Annotated in this window: 10 protein-coding genes; 5 read left to right on the top strand and 5 right to left on the bottom strand. The window is 67.5% G+C overall.

What is annotated here, in order from left to right; translation table 11 throughout:
- Positions 1 to 62 precede the first annotated feature (62 nt).
- The gene (locus tag WBN46_RS07375; protein ID WP_192201389.1) at positions 63 to 677 is read right to left on the bottom strand and encodes a CDP-alcohol phosphatidyltransferase family protein; all 615 of its coding nucleotides are present in this window, start codon (positions 675 to 677) and stop codon (positions 63 to 65) included.
- A gap of 208 nt (positions 678 to 885) precedes the next feature.
- Complete coding sequence (locus WBN46_RS07380; protein WP_337730987.1) at positions 886 to 2,703, bottom strand: 3-hydroxybutyrate oligomer hydrolase family protein; 1,818 nt, start codon at positions 2,701 to 2,703, stop codon at positions 886 to 888.
- Between the two features lie 149 nt (positions 2,704 to 2,852).
- Between WBN46_RS07380 and WBN46_RS07385 the strand changes: the two genes are divergently transcribed.
- Positions 2,853 to 3,620, top strand: a complete 768-nt coding sequence (locus tag WBN46_RS07385) for a 3-hydroxybutyrate dehydrogenase (RefSeq protein WP_337730988.1) — start codon at positions 2,853 to 2,855, stop codon at positions 3,618 to 3,620.
- A gap of 121 nt (positions 3,621 to 3,741) precedes the next feature.
- Positions 3,742 to 4,404 carry a response regulator transcription factor gene (locus WBN46_RS07390; protein WP_192201391.1) on the top strand — a complete coding sequence of 221 codons (663 nt, stop codon included), beginning with the start codon at positions 3,742 to 3,744 and terminating at the stop codon, positions 4,402 to 4,404.
- A 999-nt stretch (positions 4,405 to 5,403) separates the two neighbouring features.
- Here the strand turns inward: WBN46_RS07390 and WBN46_RS07395 are convergent.
- The 3 genes from WBN46_RS07395 to WBN46_RS07405 all read right to left on the bottom strand — a co-directional run bounded on the left by WBN46_RS07395 (position 5,404) and on the right by WBN46_RS07405 (position 11,836).
- On the bottom strand, positions 5,404 to 5,892 hold the full coding sequence (locus WBN46_RS07395) for an 8-oxo-dGTP diphosphatase (protein ID WP_337730989.1): 489 nt from the start codon (positions 5,890 to 5,892) through the stop codon (positions 5,404 to 5,406).
- Between the two features lie 96 nt (positions 5,893 to 5,988).
- Complete coding sequence (locus tag WBN46_RS07400; protein WP_337731889.1) at positions 5,989 to 9,333, bottom strand: PAS-domain containing protein; 3,345 nt, start codon at positions 9,331 to 9,333, stop codon at positions 5,989 to 5,991.
- 256 nt (positions 9,334 to 9,589) lie between these two features.
- A complete protein-coding gene (locus tag WBN46_RS07405; RefSeq protein WP_337730990.1) occupies positions 9,590 to 11,836 on the bottom strand; it encodes a TonB-dependent receptor in 2,247 nt (748 codons plus the stop codon).
- 172 nt (positions 11,837 to 12,008) lie between these two features.
- Here WBN46_RS07405 and WBN46_RS07410 point away from each other — a divergent pair, with 172 nt between their 5' ends.
- The 3 genes from WBN46_RS07410 (at position 12,009) to WBN46_RS07420 (ending at position 16,880) form a co-directional block, all read left to right on the top strand.
- The gene (locus tag WBN46_RS07410) at positions 12,009 to 13,412 is read left to right on the top strand and encodes a GntP family permease (protein WP_337730991.1); all 1,404 of its coding nucleotides are present in this window, start codon (positions 12,009 to 12,011) and stop codon (positions 13,410 to 13,412) included.
- Between the two features lie 98 nt (positions 13,413 to 13,510).
- The gene (locus tag WBN46_RS07415) at positions 13,511 to 15,388 is read left to right on the top strand and encodes a DUF1800 domain-containing protein (RefSeq protein ID WP_337730992.1); all 1,878 of its coding nucleotides are present in this window, start codon (positions 13,511 to 13,513) and stop codon (positions 15,386 to 15,388) included.
- A gap of 7 nt (positions 15,389 to 15,395) precedes the next feature.
- Positions 15,396 to 16,880 carry a DUF1501 domain-containing protein gene (locus WBN46_RS07420; RefSeq protein ID WP_337730993.1) on the top strand — a complete coding sequence of 495 codons (1,485 nt, stop codon included), beginning with the start codon at positions 15,396 to 15,398 and terminating at the stop codon, positions 16,878 to 16,880.
- The last annotated feature ends 152 nt before the right edge of the window (positions 16,881 to 17,032 follow it).

A 17,032-nucleotide genomic window follows, 5' to 3' on the forward strand; every position in this document is an offset into this window, starting at 1 on the left:
CCCTTCCCGACCGATTCTAGCCGCGGCAGGCGGCGCGTGCATGACGCACCTTCACCTCACGATCAGGGCTTGGGGATCCGCAGCGTCTTGCTGATCATCAGCGTGCCGGAAATGGCGTACAGCAACACCAGCGGATGCAGCTGCCACGGACCGAGCTTCAGCGCACCCAGCCACAGGTCGGGCCCCACATGGCCCAGGTATGCCGCGACCGCCAGCACGATGACCAGCGCCAGGCTGGTGGGAATGGGCGTGCCCTCGAAGAACTTCACCTTGTCGCCACCATCGGCGAGCGTCTCGGCGGTGACGTTGTAGCGCGCGAGCCGGCTGACACCGCAGGCGACGAAGTACGACAGCACCAGCCAGTCCCAGCCACCCTGCATGCCGCAGGCATAGGCCAGCGCCGCCGGCGCCACGCCGAAGGAGATCACGTCGGCCAGCGAGTCCAGTTCACGCCCCAGCACCGAGGCCTGCTTGCGCCAGCGGGCCACGCGTCCATCGAGGGCATCGAAGATGAAGGCCAGCGGGATCAGCGCCATCCCGATCATCAGGTCGCGCAGGATGCCTTCCTGCAGGAAACGCATCGACGCGAACACCGCACCGGTGCCGCAGAAGGCATTGCCCAGCGTGAACCAGTCGGCCAGTTGGAAGTCGCGGATCATCGAGAAGTGTCGGGACATGGCGGCGTACGTGTCGGGCCAGTCTCAAGAGTAAGGCCAAGCGGGTGAAGGCGCCGCAGCATTCCCTCTCCCCGTGAACGGGGAGAGGGTGCCAAAGGCGGGTGAGGGGCGAACGGAGACCGGATGCGCGTGCGCCAGGATTGTTGCCGCGCTCGCCCCTCATCCCCCCTCCGGGTACCTTCTCCCCACATGCGGGGAGAAGGATTCATCAGCGCGGAATCGCCAGCTGACTGAGCTCGACGCTGCCCGCGCCCCGCGGATTGGCATTGATCAACGCATTCGCCGGCAACTCCCGGCTTCCATCCAGCGTGGCGTTGACCTGGTCCAGCGCGGCATAGACGTAGGGCAGCAGCGGCACGTAGCGAGTGCCGTAAGCCGGCAGCGCCAGGAAACCGTCGAAGTGCTGCGCATGCCGCACCTGCCAGTAGCGCACGTCGGGATTGGCGGCACGCGCGGCTTCCACATACGGCGCGCTGGAGAACGCCGGCGGCACCAGCCCGTCGTCCAGTCCATGGATCACCACCACCGGACGGCGCGTGCGCGGGAAGCGCGCGGCGGTCTGCGCGATGCCGGCCTGCACGCGATGCGCATCCTCGCCGGTACCGGTCTGCAGCGCACGCAGGCATTGCAGCCCCGGCAGAGTGAAGTCCGGCGCGGCCAGCTTCGTGTCGACGATGCCCACCCCGGCACCCGGTGGAATGCCGCTGCCATCGGACCACCACGCGGCCCGCTCGGCGGCGCTGGCCGTGCGCGCCATGAAGTCGGCGTTCTGCGCGGAGAACGCGAAACCGCACGGATGCTCGGCCACGCCATAACGGCCGTACGCGGAGGCATACGTCACCGCCACCGCCCGCCACAGGTCGAAGCCCACGCTGAGCGCGCCGGCCAGCAGCGCCTCGTCAGTCCAGCCGTTCGCCTTCAACTGCGCATGCGCCGATGCCGCCTGCGCCTTCGCATCCGCGCCACTGACCAGACCAGCCGCTTTCAGCGTGGCGCAACGCGCCGTCCACACCGGTTCCACCTGCGCGCGCAGGGGCGGCTGCGGCAGGGTGTCGGCCGGCAGGTGCAGCAGCGCGCACGGCATCAGCAGTGCGGCTTCCGTGGTGTAGTCGTACAGCGAACGAGCGCCCGGTGCATCCGCCGCGAGGATGTTCGGCTCGCCCGCGACCACCGCATCCAGCCACTCGCCTTCTTCCTCGCTGGCACGCAGCACGGCACCACCGCCATTGGAAATGCCGACGGCGATGACGCGTGTATTGTCGAAGCGGAATGGCGCTGCCTGTGGAAACGCCTGGTCCAGCGCTGCGAGCGCGAACTCCGCGGCCTGCTTCACGTGGCGGCCCCAGTCTGCTTCCGGGTTGTCCTTGGAATGCGCATGCTTGACGGCAACGCCGCTGGCACCGACCGGCGCATCCGGCACGAACGCCAGCGGATCGACGCCAAGTTCGCCAACGGTGCCGTCCTCGCGCGCGCCCTTCTGCTCATCCAGATCGAAGTAATCCGTGCCGGCGCCCTTGTCGGTGTAGGCCACGGCGCAGCCCTTGGGCAGGCCCCACGGCGCGGCGACCGCGATGGCGCCGTAGATGCCGCGCGAGCCGGACGAGGCGGTGACGACAACGCAGCGCCTGGTGGCATCGAAATCGTCCGGCACCTGCACCAGCACGCGGTGCGGCTGCGCGGCGCCGGGGACCTTCGCCAGCGCCGAATACTCGCGACCGGGTACTGCAGCCACGCTGCCATAGGCCTGGCCGTAGCCGCCCGTCAGCGAGAGGTCGGCGATGCCACGCCAGTTGCCCCAGATCGCGCGGCGGCGCAGTTCGGCGGGCGTGGGATTGGCGGGATCGGCGAATGCCGGCGCCGCCATCGCGCGCAGGCCGTCGAGGCCCAGGCCCGCCGTGAGCAGGTCGTCGGTGCCACGGTGCTCGGTGACGCGCTGCGGTTGGATCATGTGGGCCACGGCCTCGGGCTTGGGCGGCGTGCTGCTGCAGGCGGTCAGCGCCGCGCCGAGCAATAGTCCGCAGGACATTCGCAGGTTCGCATTCATGCGTGGAGGGCGCCCATGGTTCCGGTCATTGCCACGAAACTACCCTGTGCGGGAATCCCCGTCATCGTACTTTGGTACCACGAACCCGTCGCGCCTGCCTGCTACCCTAGCCGCAGCACGCAGGAGCCCCCATGCAACAGACCCATACCCTCCTCATCACCGGTGCCGCCAGCGGCATCGGCGCCGGCATCGCCGCGCAACTGGCCGAAGCCGGACGCCACGTGATCGTCAGCGACCTCAATCTCGACGCCGCCGAAACCGTGGCCACGCAGATCCGCGCCGACGGCGGTTCCGCCGAAGCGGTCGCCCTCGACGTGACGTCGCAGGAGAGCATCGATGCCGCCCTGGCGACAATCTCGCGCCCGGTCGATGTGCTGGTGAACAACGCCGGCCTGCAGCATGTCTCGCCGCTGGAAGACTTCCCGATCGAGAAGTGGGACTTCCTGGTGCAGGTAATGCTGGTGGGCGTGGCGCGCCTGACCCGTGCGGTGATGCCGGGCATGCGCGAACGCGGTTTCGGCCGCATCGTCAACATCGGCAGCATCCACGCACTGGTAGCCAGTCCGTACAAGAGCGCCTACGTGGCCGCCAAGCACGGCCTGGTCGGTTTTTCGAAGGTCATCGCGCTGGAAACCGCCGACACCGACATCACCATCAACACGGTCTGCCCCAGCTACGTGAAGACGCCGCTGGTCGACAAGCAGATCGCCGACCAGGCGCGCACGCGCGGCATCTCCGAGGCCGACGTGGTCAGCCAGGTGATGCTGAAGCCGATGCCGAAAGGCGTGTTCATCGGCCTGGACGAACTGGCCGGCATCACCGCCTTCCTCACCTCGCCCGCCGCGCGCAACATCACCGGCCAGACGATCGTGGTGGACGGCGGCTGGACGGTGCAGTGAAAGCCGGGAGTCGTGGACCGGAAGTGGAGAAGGGAAGCGCCTGTATCCGTTTTGTTGCCCCGCTCAAGGCAACCCGCTCGCTCGATCCACGATTGCCCCTCCCCGATTCCCAGCAACCCCCATGCCCAACCTGCTGATCGCCGATGACCACCCGCTGTTCCGCGCCGCATTGCGTGGCGCGGCGGCGGATGCCGTGGCGCAGCTGTCGGTGCGCGAAGCCGAATCGCTGGACGGCGTCATCGCCACGCTGGAAGCGCACGACGACATCGACCTGGTGCTGCTGGACCTGCACATGCCCGGCAACCACGGGCTCGCAGGCCTGGCCGCGATCCGCGCGCAGTTCCCGGCGGTCGCGGTGGTCGTGGTGTCGGCCAACGACGACCCCCGCGTGGTGCGGCGTGCGCTGGACCACGGTGCGGCCGGCTACCTGCCGAAGAGTTCCGGCCTGGACGAACTGCGGGATGCGATCCGCAGTGTGCTGGCCTGCGAGCAATGGCTGCCGGCCTCGCTGCGCGGTGCGGTCGCCCGCGCCCAGTCATCCGAACACGACACCGATCTCGCCGGCCGCCTGGCCAGCCTGTCGCCGCAGCAGTTCCGCGTACTGACGCTGGTGGCGCAGGGCCTGTTGAACAAGCAGATCGCGGATCGCCTCGACGTGCAGGAACGCACGGTGAAGGCACATCTGTCCGCGATCTTCGACCGCCTGGGCGTGCGCAACCGCACCCAGGCCGGCGTGGTGCTGCGCGAGCTCGAGCTGGCGGATCCGGCGCGGCATATCGAGTAGTCCCGTACGTAGCATGCGGAGACAATCCCTTAGTCCCCGCCGTCATCCCAGCGCACGCTGGGATCCATCCCGACTCCGCAGTTGCTTCGCCTCGGCGTGCTGCCCGGCAAAAGCAACATGGGTCCCAGCGTTCGCCGGGACGACGAAACCCTCCGCCGCCCTGGCCGTCATCCCAGCGCATGCTGGGATCCATCTTGACTCGGCAGTTGCTTCGCCTCGGCGTACTGCCCGGCAAAAGCAACATGGGTCCCAGCGTTCGCCGGGACGACGAAACCCTCTGCCACCCCTGGCCGTCATCCCAGCGCATGCTGGGATCCATCTTGACTCTGCACTTGCTTCGCCTGGGACGTACTGCCAAGCAAAAGCAACACGGGCCCCAGCGTTCGCCGGGACGACGAAACCCTCTGCCACCCTTGGCCGTCATCCCAGCGCATGCTGGGATCCATCTTGACTCTGCATTTGCTTCGCTTGGGCTGTACTGCCAAGCAAAGGCAACACGAGTCCCAGTGTTCGCCGCGACGACGAACCCCTTCGCGTGGAACATGCAGCTGACGCGAGCCCCGACGAGGTGCGGTCATTTTTTCGCCACACACCTTGACAGCATTGTGCCGCAACGCGTGCCACCGCTTATCCACATGTTGATCGACAGACCATCCACACCGGGTGTGGACAACCCGGACACCGACCCGTCACCGCCTGGTCAAAAATTCGCCACACATCTTGACAGGCTTGCGGTGCAAGGCGCCGACGCAGTTATCCACATGGTTTCCCAAACCCGATCCACACGGCATGTGGACAAGCCGGAGCGTGGAACATGCGACCGCCCTCTGTAGGAGCGACGTAAGTCGCGACCGTGGACCCTAACCTCCTGTGTTCCATGGATAACAGGAACGAGGAGGAACATGCGTCGTAGGAATCAGCGCTCATCCAAGGTGCAGTGACCCCTTCGCATTCCGGTCGCGACTTACATCGCTCCTACAGGGTCAAGCAGCGAGGCCTTCAGATCCGCGAGTAGTCCCACGAGACCATGCGACCCTCGTGGTACGGCATGACGCCGTGGAATCCGCGCGGGTCGTCGTCGAACACCAGCGGCAGGAAGTGGCGGTCGCCGTCCCACAGCGGCAGGTCCAGGATCTTCTCCACCGGCACCCATTCCAGCGTGCCTTCGGGATTGGAGGCGAAGGGTATGCCGCTGTAGGCCGTGATGACGAAGACGAATCCGAGCCAGTCCTCGCCATGCTTGCCGAAGCCCGGCCAGCTGATCGTGCCGCGCAACGCCATTTCCTCGCAGTCGATCCCGGCCTCCTCGTGGATCTCGCGACGCATGCCGGCCACTACGTCCTCGTCCCGTTCGATCTTGCCGCCCAGGCCGTTGTACTTGCCCAGGTGCTGGTCGTCCGGACGCGCATTGCGATGGATCAGCAGTACCTGCGAACGATCCGGCGACAGCACATAGCCGAGGGTGGCGACGATGGGGGTGTAGGGCATGCGCGGGTTCCTGTGCAACGGCCGTGCATTCTAGCGTTGGCTGTCGTGGGAGCGACGTGAGTCGCGATGGCCGCACCCGCAAACCCACTTCGCGAACTACGTCGCTCCCACGGCCGCGGACGCCCGCGCGGCCAACAACCGATCCAGCACCGACTTCAGCGCCAGCGGGCGCACCGGCTTGGCCAGCAGCGGCAATTCCGCATCACGGACGGCACGGCGCACGGCATCGGTCTGGTCGGCGGTCAGGATCAGGCATGGACGGTGCCCATGCGAGACACGCAGGCGTTCGACCAGCGCGACGCCGGTATCGCCCGCATCCAGGTGGTAGTCGAACAACCAGAGATCCGCATTCCGTTCGCGCAATGCGGCATCGGCTGCTGCGCCATTGCTGGCGGTCGCCACGCTGCACCCCCAGCCTTCCAGCACCTGGCGCAGCGCAGCCAGTGCCGCGGGATCGTTGTCGACCGCCAGCACATGGCGACCGGCCAGGCCGGGCTTGCCGGCCAGCGAGGGCATCGCCGCAGGCGCCGCCACGCGCACCAGGTCGACCGCGAAGACGGCGCCGCGCCCCACCCGGCTGCGCAGCGACAGCGGTGCATCGAGCAGCACGGCGATGCGGTCCGCGATCGACAGGCCCAGGCCCAGGCCCTGCCCGGGCACATCGTCGCCGCGGCGGAATTCCTCGAAGATCCGGCGCTGGTCGGATTCGGCAATGCCCGGTCCCGTGTCCCACACCTCGATGCGTACATGCGTGCGGCGCCAGCGCACGCCGAGGCGCACGCCGCCGCGTGCCGTGTAGCGCACGGCATTGGCCAGAAAGTTCTGCAGGATGCGGCGCAGCAGTTGCGGATCGGTATGCACCCACGCGCGCGTCGGCACGGCGTCGAACGACAGGCCGCGCTCATGCGCGAGCACGCGGAACTCGGAGGCCAGCGGCTCCAGCACTTCCATCAGCGGCAGGTCGCGCGGCTCGGGCAGCAGGCCGCCGGCTTCCAGCCGCGACATGTCCAGCAGGCCGGTCAGCAGATCGGTGGTGGAATCCAGCGCACCGCGCACCTGCTGCGCCGTCTCGCGCTGCCGTGCTTCCGGCAGCTGCTGCGACAGCGCGTCGGTGAACAGCTGTGCCGCGTGGAGCGGCTGCAGCAGGTCGTGGCCGATCGCGGTCAGGAAGCGGCTCTTCGCATCGTTCGCATGCTCGGCCTCGCGCTTGGCGGTCTCCAGCAGCGCGGTGCGTTCGACCACGCGCTGCTCCAGCGTCTCATTGGCCTGCTTGAGTTCGCGCTCGGCCTGGCGTGATGCGGTGACGTCGGTGTAGGTGGCCACGAAGCCGCCGCCCGGCATGGGATTGCCGCGCACCTCCACGATGCTGCCATCCGGGAACACGCGTTCGGTCAGGTGCGGCGTGCCGGCGCGCATGAAGGCCAGCCGCCGGTCCAGCGCACGCTCGTCGTGTCCGCGCTGCGGCATGCGCTGCAACGCCCAGCGGGTCAGGTCGGCGATGGGACGCCCGACCTGCAGCAGATCGGACGGGAAACCGAACATCTGCGCATAGCGCCGGTTCCATGCCACCAGCCGCTGCTCGCGGTCGATCACGCTGATGCCCTGGCTCATGTTCTGCAACGCGGCCTCCAGCACCTGCTGGTTGAAGCGCAGGTCCTGCGATGCTTCGCCGACGATGGCCGCCACCGTCTCCAGGTCGCCGGTTTCGCGGCGTGCCGCATCCAGCAGGAGCCGTGCGGACGCAGAGCCCAGCACCGCCGACAGTTCACGCTCGAGCCGGGCTTCGATGATCGTCGGCACCGGTCCGTTGCGCGGCGCGTCGGCCAGCAGTTCCTCCACACGCTCGCGCGGCAGGAAGCGCCTGCCGGCATCGCGCAGCGTCTTCGCATCGAAGCCCCGGCTGTCGGCGCGGCGCGGCGCCGCACCGCGCCAGCTGGCCACCAGCAGCGTGACCACGGTACCTGCGAACAGGCTGACACCCACGGCGCGGCCCAGGCGGCTCCACCCTGTGAGGCCGAAGAAGCCGTCGGGCGACAGGCCAGCCAGACCGAACGGCCCCGTCTGCAGCCATGCCGGCGAAACGCCGCGTGCGTCCATCGCCACCGGCAACAGCAACAGCCATGCCCATACCAGGAACCCGGCCACGATGCCGGCAATGACGGCCCGCGGCGATGTCTGCGGACGCCAGATGGCAAATGCGAGCGCGGGCGCCAGCGTGGCCAATGCGGAGAACGACACCGCGCCCACATCCGCCAGCGCGTCGTTGCCCGCGATCAGGCGGCTGTACGCCCACGCCAGCAGCATCACCGCCACGATCCCCACGCGCCGTTGCGTCAGCACGGCCCCGCGCAGGTCGCGTCCGGTACCGCGCACCCAGCCGCCCCGCAACAGGCCCGGCGCCAGCCAGTGGTTGCCGATCATCAGGCTGAGCGTGAGCGTGCTGACCACCACCATGCCGGTGGCCGCGCTCAGGCCGCCAAGGAACGCCAACAGCGCCAGGCCCTGGTGCCCCTGCGACAGTGGCAGCGCCAGCACGTAGAGGTCGGAGGGCACCGCATCGCCGAACATCGCGCCGCCCGCGCGCGCCAGCGGCAGCAGCGGTGCCGCCATCAGCACCATGTACAGCGGAAACAGCCAGCGCGCGGTACGCACGTGGCGTTCGTCCCGGCACTCCACCACGCCCACGTGCACCTGGTGCGGCAGGGTGAACATCGCCAGTACGCCCAGCGCCACCAGCGGCAGGAAGCCGTAGGTGGTGGAGGCAGGCGCCGGTGCCGGTGGCGGCACCTCCAGGTCGGGCAGGCCGAACCACACGAACAATCCCAGCGCCAGCATCGCCGCCAGCTTGAACAGCGACTCGAACGCCATCGCCAGGATCAGGCCGCGATTGTGCTCCACCGCGCTCGCGCGGCGCGTGCCGAACAGCATCGCGAACACCGCCATCGCCAGGGCCACGTACAGCGCGCTGTCCTGCCACGCCGGCAGCGCATCGTTGCCCGGCGAACGGGTCAGCAGCGCGAAGCTCATCGCCACCGCCTTCAGCTGCAGCGCGATGTAGGGAACCAATCCGAGCGCGGCGATCAGCGTGACCGTGGCCGCCAGCCAGCCGTCCTTGCCCAGTCGCGTGGCGATCAGGTCGGCCAGCGACGTGGCATTCGACTCGCGCGCCATCCGCACCAGCCGCACCAGCAGGAACGCACCGAACACGTACAACAGGATGGTGCCGACGAAGGTGGGCGGCAGTGGCCAACCGTAGCGGGCGGCCTGGGTCACCGTGCCGAAGAACGTCCACGAGGTGCAGTACACCGCCAGCGACAGCGCATAGATGTACGGCCACTGCACCGCCAACACGCGCGGATGACGCTCGGCATACAGCGCGGAACCGAACAGCACGCCGAGCCACAGCAGGCCGGCCAGCACCACCATGCCGACGCTCAGCATGAGGCCCCCCGTGGCAGCGGCCTCAGCCGCGACCGTGGAAACGAAGCGTCCGGGAAGACGACCCGCCGCGCGGGCGGGCTGCGGCATGTCATCTGCCGCAAGGCGACGCGTTCATCGAGCATGCGGTCACGGCTGAGGCCGCTTCGACAAGAAGATACGGATGTCGGGCGAAGCATCGGCATGGGCCGGAGCATAACGCAGCAACGGCGGGCCTTCGCCCGCCGTTGCCGTTCCCGCATCATCGCCGGTGTCGCGCTCAGAAATCGTAGCGCGCGGTCAGGCTGTACTGGCGCGGCGGACCGTAGAAGCCGGTCAGCACGCCGTAGGCCCCGATGTTGTAACCCGTGGTGCGGTATTCCTCGTCGGCCAGGTTGGAACCCTGCAGCGACAGGCTCCATGCATCGTTGACCTTCCAGATCACGCCGGCATTGACCAGGCCGTAGCCCTCCTGCTTGATCAGCGGGCTCAGGTCGGTGGTGGGCCAGACTTCCGACTGGTAGGAATAGCCCACGCGCGCCGACAGGTTGCCGCCGTTGGCCAGGTCCGTGCGGTACTCCACGTTGATCGCACCGGAGAACTCGGGCGCGTTGGTGAAATGCTGCGAGTCAGCGACATCGACCAGGACTGGCGGACGCGTCGTGGTGTACGTCAGGAACTCGTCGTACTTGGCATCCAGCCACGCGAGATTGCCACTGATCAGCCAGTTTTGGGTCGGCAGGAACTGATACTCGATCTCCACGCCATTGACGGTACCCTTGCCGGCGTTGGTGAAGTCACCGAAGAAGTTGTCATCGGTGCCATCCCCGTTGCTATCGAACGCAGTAAAGATGGAAAGCTGGATGTCCTCGTACTTGTTGTGGAACGCCGAGAGATTCAGGAACAGGCGCTGGTCGAGGAACGACATCTTGCTGCCGACTTCGAAGCTGTCCACCTGTTCGTCGTCGAACGGCTCGCCCGAACGCGGCACCGACGTGGTGTTGGCGCGGATGTTGTAGCCGCCCGACTTGAAACCGCGCGAGGCCAAGCCGTACACCATGATGTCCGGAGTGACCTGGTAATCCAGCGAGATCTTCGGCGAGGTGTTCTTGAAGTTGATCGTCTTGTCGAAATTGGCTGCAGTGCCCCACGAGGTGGCGTAGTCCAGGCCGGTGTAGAACCGGTTCAAGGCCACCGCATGCTTGTCCTCATCGGTGTAGCGCACACCCACGTCCAGCTTCAGGCGGTCGGTCAGGTCGAAGGTCCAGTCCGCGTACAGCGCGATGCTCTTGGTGTTGACCACGCCCTGGGTGTCGCCGAACAGCGGATTGGTCAGGCTGTTCGCCAGTGCCGGGTTCCAGAAGTGGTTCAGCACCTGGCCGCCGGCATCGCCGTTGAACCAGTACAGGCCCATCACGCCGCGGGCACGGCCGCCGCCGTCGTAGTTCGCCTGCAGTTCCTGGCTGACCTGGCTGTCGCTGTAGAACGCACGCACGTCCACCAGCGTCAGCGGCGTGGTGTCGAAGTCGATGTTGGTCTCGGTATCGGACTCGCGCTTGGCCGCTACGTATTTGAACGCCCAGTCGTCGTTCGGACGCCAGTTGACGGTCGCCGAGGCGCCCTTCATCTCGGTGTCGTTGATGTTCTTCATGCCGCTGCGGATGTCGTAGCGGTCGCTGGTCGGCGGATAGGCCGGGGCCAGCGGATTGGGGGCTAGCATCTTCGCGCCGCGCACGCCGGACTGGTCGTCCATGTAGTCGAAGGCGAACTGCACGTCGAAATCATCCTGCGAGAACGCACCCAGCTGCATGCGGAGCGCGTTGATCTCCTTGTCGCTGACTTCCTGGCCGGTATAGGTGTTCTCGCCGAAGCCATCGCGGTTCATGCTGGCCACCGACACGCGGCCACGCAGGCCGCTGTCCTGGCCGCCGATGGACCCGCCCAGTGCCGCCTTCACGTCCAGCTGGTTGTAGTTGCCCACGGTGACCGAGGCGAAGCCGGTGGTTTCCTCCGGCAGGCCGCGCGAGATGTACTTGATCGCACCGCCGATGGTGTTCTTGCCGTACAGCGTGCCCTGCGGGCCGCGCAGCACTTCGATGCGCTCCACGTCGAACACGTCCAGCAGCGCACCCTGCGGGCGGGCGATGTAGACGTCGTCCAGGTAGATGCCCACGCCCGGGTCCACGCCCCACAGCGGATCGGCCTGGCCAACGCCGCGGATGTAGGCGGTCACTGTGCTGGTGGAACCGCGCGCGGCATAGATGGTCAGGTTCGGCACCTGCGCGTCCAGGTCGCCGATGTCCTTGATCGCCATCTTGTCGAGGGTCTCCGCAGTGAAGGCGGTCACCGCCACCGGCACGTCCTGCAGGGTTTCCTCGCGCTTGCGTGCGGTGACCTTCACCGCATCGAGCGTGGTGGCGGACGTGGCTGGCGTTTTGGCGGCCGTGGTGCCGTCCTGCGCCCACGCCATTGGCGCGGACGACAACAGGACACAACCGATGGCCAGGCTCAGGTGCTTGCGCTTCATGGGTCTCCCCTCCTCCCGGGTATGACATGGCGGCGGACGGATGCCGCCGATTGAAGCGAACACTAGGGGGCGGGCCGCGCGGGCGGCATCGTACCTTCGTACAGTGGGCCGCCCGGCGTGCGGCTGCGGATACTCGCCGCACTTGCAAGCGGCGCTGGCCGAGGAGTTGTGGATGTCGTTCCTGATCGTGCTGGCCGCGCTGTGCTTCCTGATGTTCGTGGCCTACCGCGGCTACAGCGTCATCCTGTTCGCGCCCATCGCGGCGCTGGGCGCGGTGCTGCTGACCGATCCATCGCTGGTCGCACCGATGTTCACCGGCCTGTTCATGGACAAGATGGTCGGCTTCCTGAAGCTGTACTTCCCGGTGTTCCTGCTGGGCGCGGTGTTCGGCAAGCTGATCGAGATATCGGGTTTCTCCAAGGCGATCGTGCAAGGCACCATCAAGGTGGTCGGCGCGCAGCGCGCGATGCTGTCGATCGTGCTGGTGTGCGCGCTGCTGACCTACGGCGGGGTGTCGCTGTTCGTGGTGGTGTTCGCGGTGTATCCGTTCGCGGCGGAACTGTTCCGCCAGAGCAACATCCCCAAGCGGCTGGTGCCGGGCACCATCGCGCTGGGTGCCTTCACCTTCACCATGGATGCGCTGCCCGGCACGCCGCAGATCCAGAACATCATCCCCACCTCGTTCTTCGGCACCACCGCATGGGCCGCACCGGTGCTGGGCATCCTCGGCGGCGTATTCATCCTGACCGTCGGCATGTGCTACCTGGAATGGCGCCGCCGCGTGGCCGCGCGCAACGGAGAGGGCTATGCCGGCAACGACGATCTGCGCAATGAACCGGAACCCTTCAAGGGCGACAGGCTCGCGCATCCGCTCATCGCCATCCTGCCGCTGCTGCTCGTCGGCGTGGCGAACTTCTTGTTCACCCGATGGATCCCCGGCTTCTACGGCGAAAGCCAATCGTTCGTGCCGGCGGTGATCGGCAGCCCGGCACCGGTGGTGCAGGACGTCTCGAAGGTGGCCGCCATCTGGGCCGTACAGGGCGCGCTGCTGGTCGGCATCGTGGCCGTGATCGCATTCGCGTGGAAGCCGGTGTTCGCCAGTTTCGCCGAGGGCACGAAGAGCGCCATCGGTGGCGCGCTGCTGGCGTCGATGAACACGGCGTCGGAATACGGCTTCGGCGCCGTCATCGCTGCCCTGCCCGGCTTCCTCGTCGTAGCCAACGCGCTGCAGGCCATCCCCAACCCGCTGGTCAACGAGGCGATCTCGGTGACCGCGCTGGCCGGCATCACCGGATCGGCGTCCGGCGGCATGAGCATCGCACTGGCCGCGATGGCGGACAGCTTCATCGCCAATGCCAACGCGGCCGGCATCCCGATGGACGTGCTGCACCGCGTGGCCTCGATGGCCTCCGGCGGCATGGACACCCTGCCCCACAATGGTGCCGTCATCACCCTGCTGGCCGTCACCGGCCTCAGCCACCGGCAGTCGTACAAGGACATCTTCGCCATCACCCTGATCAAGACCACCGCCGTGTTCGTGGTGATCGGCGTGTTCTACGCCACGGGTCTGGTCTGACGCCACGCATGGCGTGACCGGCCTGTGCGCGCGGTCGCAAACGCCGGGCGGCGCTTGGCCAATACTTCCCGCATTCCGGGGAAGGCAGGGAAATCCGCATGGCGTACTACACCGTCCCGTGGCGTCGGCTGTTCGCGCGTGGCCCGTGGCGACGCAAGGCCGTGGGCACGCGTGCACGCCTCGACGCCCGCGTCCAGGCAAAACCGTACGTCGCAGCACCCGATCTTGGCGTCCAGGTCCGGCAACGCCTGAACCGCCTGTACGGCTGGAAGGGCGGCGAACGCGCCAGTCCGAAGGACACCACGCCCGCACCGGAGGCGGCAGCCGTCGCCGCACCCGGCGGTGGCCGCGTGATGATGGGGCAGTCGAACCCCACCCTGATGACGATGGCGCGGCCGCCGTTCGCCGTGCAGGCGCTCAACAACCTCAGCTACGGCGCCACCGCCGCCAGCATCGCCGAATTCAACGCGCTGGGCAGTAGCGATCGCCAACGCCTGGCCAACTACGTGGACTGGCAGCTCAACTGGGACGCCATCGACGACAGCGCCGTCACCAACCGGCTCACCGCCGGTGGCTACATCACCCTCAACAAGTCGCTGACCCAGCTGTGGGCCGACCACGTGGTGACGGACCCCGAGCACAACATCCGCATGCGCCCGGCCAATGAGGTGCAGCGCGCGGCCTTCGTGCGCGCGGTGTACTCGCGCAGGCAGTTGCGTGAAGTGCTGGTCAACTTCTGGCACGACCACTTCAACGTGCTGGGTACCGACTTCAGCGTCGGCCCGGTGTTCGTGCACTACGACCGCGACGTGATCCGCGCCAACGCCAAGGGCAATTTCCGCACGATGCTGGAAGGCGTGGCCCAGAGTACGGCGATGCTCTACTACCTGGACAACATCAGCAATTCGCGTTCGGGCCCGAATGAAAACTTCGCCCGCGAACTGCTGGAACTGCACACCCTGGGCGCTGAGAACTACCTGGGCTTCATGGACCCGTTCCAGGTGCCGCCCTGCCCCGAGGATCCGGCGTATCCCATCGGCTACACCGACATCGACGTATACGAAACCTCGGCCGCCTTCACCGGCTGGTCGGCGAAGAACGGGCACTGGCAGTTCCCCACCGAGAACGACGGCACCTTCGTCTATCGCCAGTCCTGGCACGATGCCGGCCCGAAGTTCCTGCTGGGCATGCTGATCTATCCCGAACAGCCCGCACTGAAGGACGGTCGCGACGTGCTGGACCGGTTGGCCAGCCATCCGCGCGTGGCCAAGTTCATCTGCAAGAAACTGATCCGCCGCTTCATCAGCGACACGCCGAAGCAGGCGCTGATCGACAGCGCGGCGGCGATCTTCCGCGCCAACTGGCGCGCGCCGAACCAGATCGAACTGGTGTTGCGGCATATCCTGAATTCCGACGACTTCATCAACAGTTTCGGCCAGAAGAACCGGCGCCCGTTCGACTGCGCGGTGGCCGCGATGCGCACGCTGGGAGGCGACTGGACGATCCGGCTGGACCATGGCCGCAGCGGCGACTTCATGTGGCTCTACGGATTCACCGGCCACACGCCGTACAACTGGCCGGCGCCGAACGGCTACCCCGACAGTGGCCTGGCGTGGTCGGGGTCGAACTCGTACGCGATGACGTGGCGCCTGCTGGGCTGGCTGACCGAAAGCAAGGACGGCGAGGTGCCGCTGCATCCCATCGTGGACACCACGCGCGCCAACGTGCCGGTCGCCAACTGGACCGCGAACACACTGGTCACCTGGTGGTGCACGCGCCTGCTGGGCTACCAGCCCGAAGCCGCGCGCAAACAAGCGCTGGTGGCCTTCATGGCGCAGAACGGCGATCCGAACACCTATGTCATCACCGATACCAACACGTGGCAGGGCAGCGACCTGAAGCGGCACTACAACCACGAGCGCCTGCGCAGCCTGGTGGCGCTGATCCTGATGACTCCCGAATTCATGAGCCGCTGAGGCCCCGATGACCGACTTCCGACTGACCCGACGCGAATTCGTCAAAGGCTGCGGCGCAGCCGCCATCGTCGGCACTGCGGGCGGCAGCCTGATGTTCGCCGATCCCGTCGATGCCGCCGTCAACAGCTACGATACCGTCGTGCATCTGTTCCTGCGGGGCGGCATCGATGGCCTGAACCTGGTCGTGCCGATCGACGGCGTGGACCGCGGCTTCTATGAGGAAGCGCGTCCCAGCCTGAAAATCGAGACCAGTGGTGCCTACGGCGCCTTGCCGCTGACGCTGTCCGGCGGTGCCGGCACCGGCTTCGGCCTGCACCCGTCCGCCACCGGCCTGCGCGACCTGTGGAACGACGGCAGGATGGCCATCGTGCATGCCTGCGGCATGGCGACCACGGTCACCCGCAGCCACTTCGACGCGCAGCTGTACATCGACTTGGGCACGCCCGGGAAGTACGGTTCGCCGACCGGTTGGATGACGCGCGCCTGGGAGACCCGGCCCAACGGCACCGGTACGCTGCCCGCGCTGGGCGTCAGCGGCACGCAACCGGCGGGCCTGATGGGCGCGGTGGATGCGCTGACGATGAGCAGTCCGTCCGACTTCTCGCTCAACACCACGGCGTGGAGCTGGCAGCGCACGCGCAGCGATTCGCCCAGCGGCCTGCGCGGCGTCAGCGAAACCGTCGCGTCGCTGTGGAACGGCCAGACCGGCATGGAGACCAGCGGTCGACGCGCGGACGGCGCGCTGCGCCTGATCGGACAACAGGGCTATGCCAGCCTGCCGGCCAGTTGGCCGACCGGCAATTTCGCGCAACAGCTGTGGACCATCGCGCAGACCATCCGCTTCAACCTGGGCCTGCGCTACGCGACGCTGGATCTGGGCGGCTGGGACACGCACGAAGGCCAGGGTACCGCCGGCAGCGGTTACCACTACTACCAGAACAAGATCAACGAACTCTCCGCCGCGCTGGCCGCGTTCTACGCCGAGCTCAACGGCACCGGCGAAATGGCGCGCGTGACGGTGGTGGTGCAGTCCGAGTTCGGCCGCCGCGTGCGCGCCAATGCCAACGGCGGCACGGACCACGGTTACGGCAACCCGATGCTGGTGCTGGGCGGGCCGGTGAACGGGCGCCGCTTCTACGGCAGCTGGCCCGGACTGAATCCGGAAATCCTCTCGCCCACGTTCGGCGACGTGCCCGTGACCACCGACTACCGCCGCGTGATGTCGGAGATCCTCATCCGTCGCATGGGCAACGCCAACCTCAGCAAGGTCTTCCCCGGCTACACCGGCTACGCCCCACTGGGCCTCATGCAGGGCACCGATCTGGCTCCGAAGTCGGAAGGCGCTGCGACCACCGCCACGTCGATCCCGTCGCTGGTGGTGCCGGATGCCGCCAGCGGCGCACCCACACCGGTAACGGCCGCCGAACGCGCCGTCCCCGACTGGCAACGTCGCGGCCCGGTGGACCGGATGCTGGTGCGACGGGAGCGCTAAGGGCACAGCGCCCGCAGGTGGGGCGTCAGCCCCGATGCTGGCTGGTCTCGAACGGCAGGCACCCGCGCGGCGTGCAAGCGCTCACGTCCGTCCGCAGCGCCGGCCTGCGGTGACGGGTCGGTTAGGGCTGAAGCCCCTCCTACAGGGACAGC

Origin of the sequence: Pseudoxanthomonas sp. CCNWLW251 (assembly GCF_037402255.1) — a bacterium.
Lineage (GTDB): Bacteria > Pseudomonadota > Gammaproteobacteria > Xanthomonadales > Xanthomonadaceae > Pseudoxanthomonas_A.

Coding starts and splice junctions, on each gene's coding strand:
- WBN46_RS07375 (WP_192201389.1), bottom strand. CDS start 677: ATGTCCCGACACTTCTCGATGATCCGCGACTTCCAACTGGCCGACTGG.
- WBN46_RS07380 (WP_337730987.1), bottom strand. CDS start 2,703: ATGTCCTGCGGACTATTGCTCGGCGCGGCGCTGACCGCCTGCAGCAGC.
- WBN46_RS07385 (WP_337730988.1), top strand. CDS start 2,853: ATGCAACAGACCCATACCCTCCTCATCACCGGTGCCGCCAGCGGCATC.
- WBN46_RS07390 (WP_192201391.1), top strand. CDS start 3,742: ATGCCCAACCTGCTGATCGCCGATGACCACCCGCTGTTCCGCGCCGCA.
- WBN46_RS07395 (WP_337730989.1), bottom strand. CDS start 5,892: ATGCCCTACACCCCCATCGTCGCCACCCTCGGCTATGTGCTGTCGCCG.
- WBN46_RS07400 (WP_337731889.1), bottom strand. CDS start 9,333: ATGCTGAGCGTCGGCATGGTGGTGCTGGCCGGCCTGCTGTGGCTCGGC.
- WBN46_RS07405 (WP_337730990.1), bottom strand. CDS start 11,836: ATGAAGCGCAAGCACCTGAGCCTGGCCATCGGTTGTGTCCTGTTGTCG.
- WBN46_RS07410 (WP_337730991.1), top strand. CDS start 12,009: ATGTCGTTCCTGATCGTGCTGGCCGCGCTGTGCTTCCTGATGTTCGTG.
- WBN46_RS07415 (WP_337730992.1), top strand. CDS start 13,511: ATGGCGTACTACACCGTCCCGTGGCGTCGGCTGTTCGCGCGTGGCCCG.
- WBN46_RS07420 (WP_337730993.1), top strand. CDS start 15,396: ATGACCGACTTCCGACTGACCCGACGCGAATTCGTCAAAGGCTGCGGC.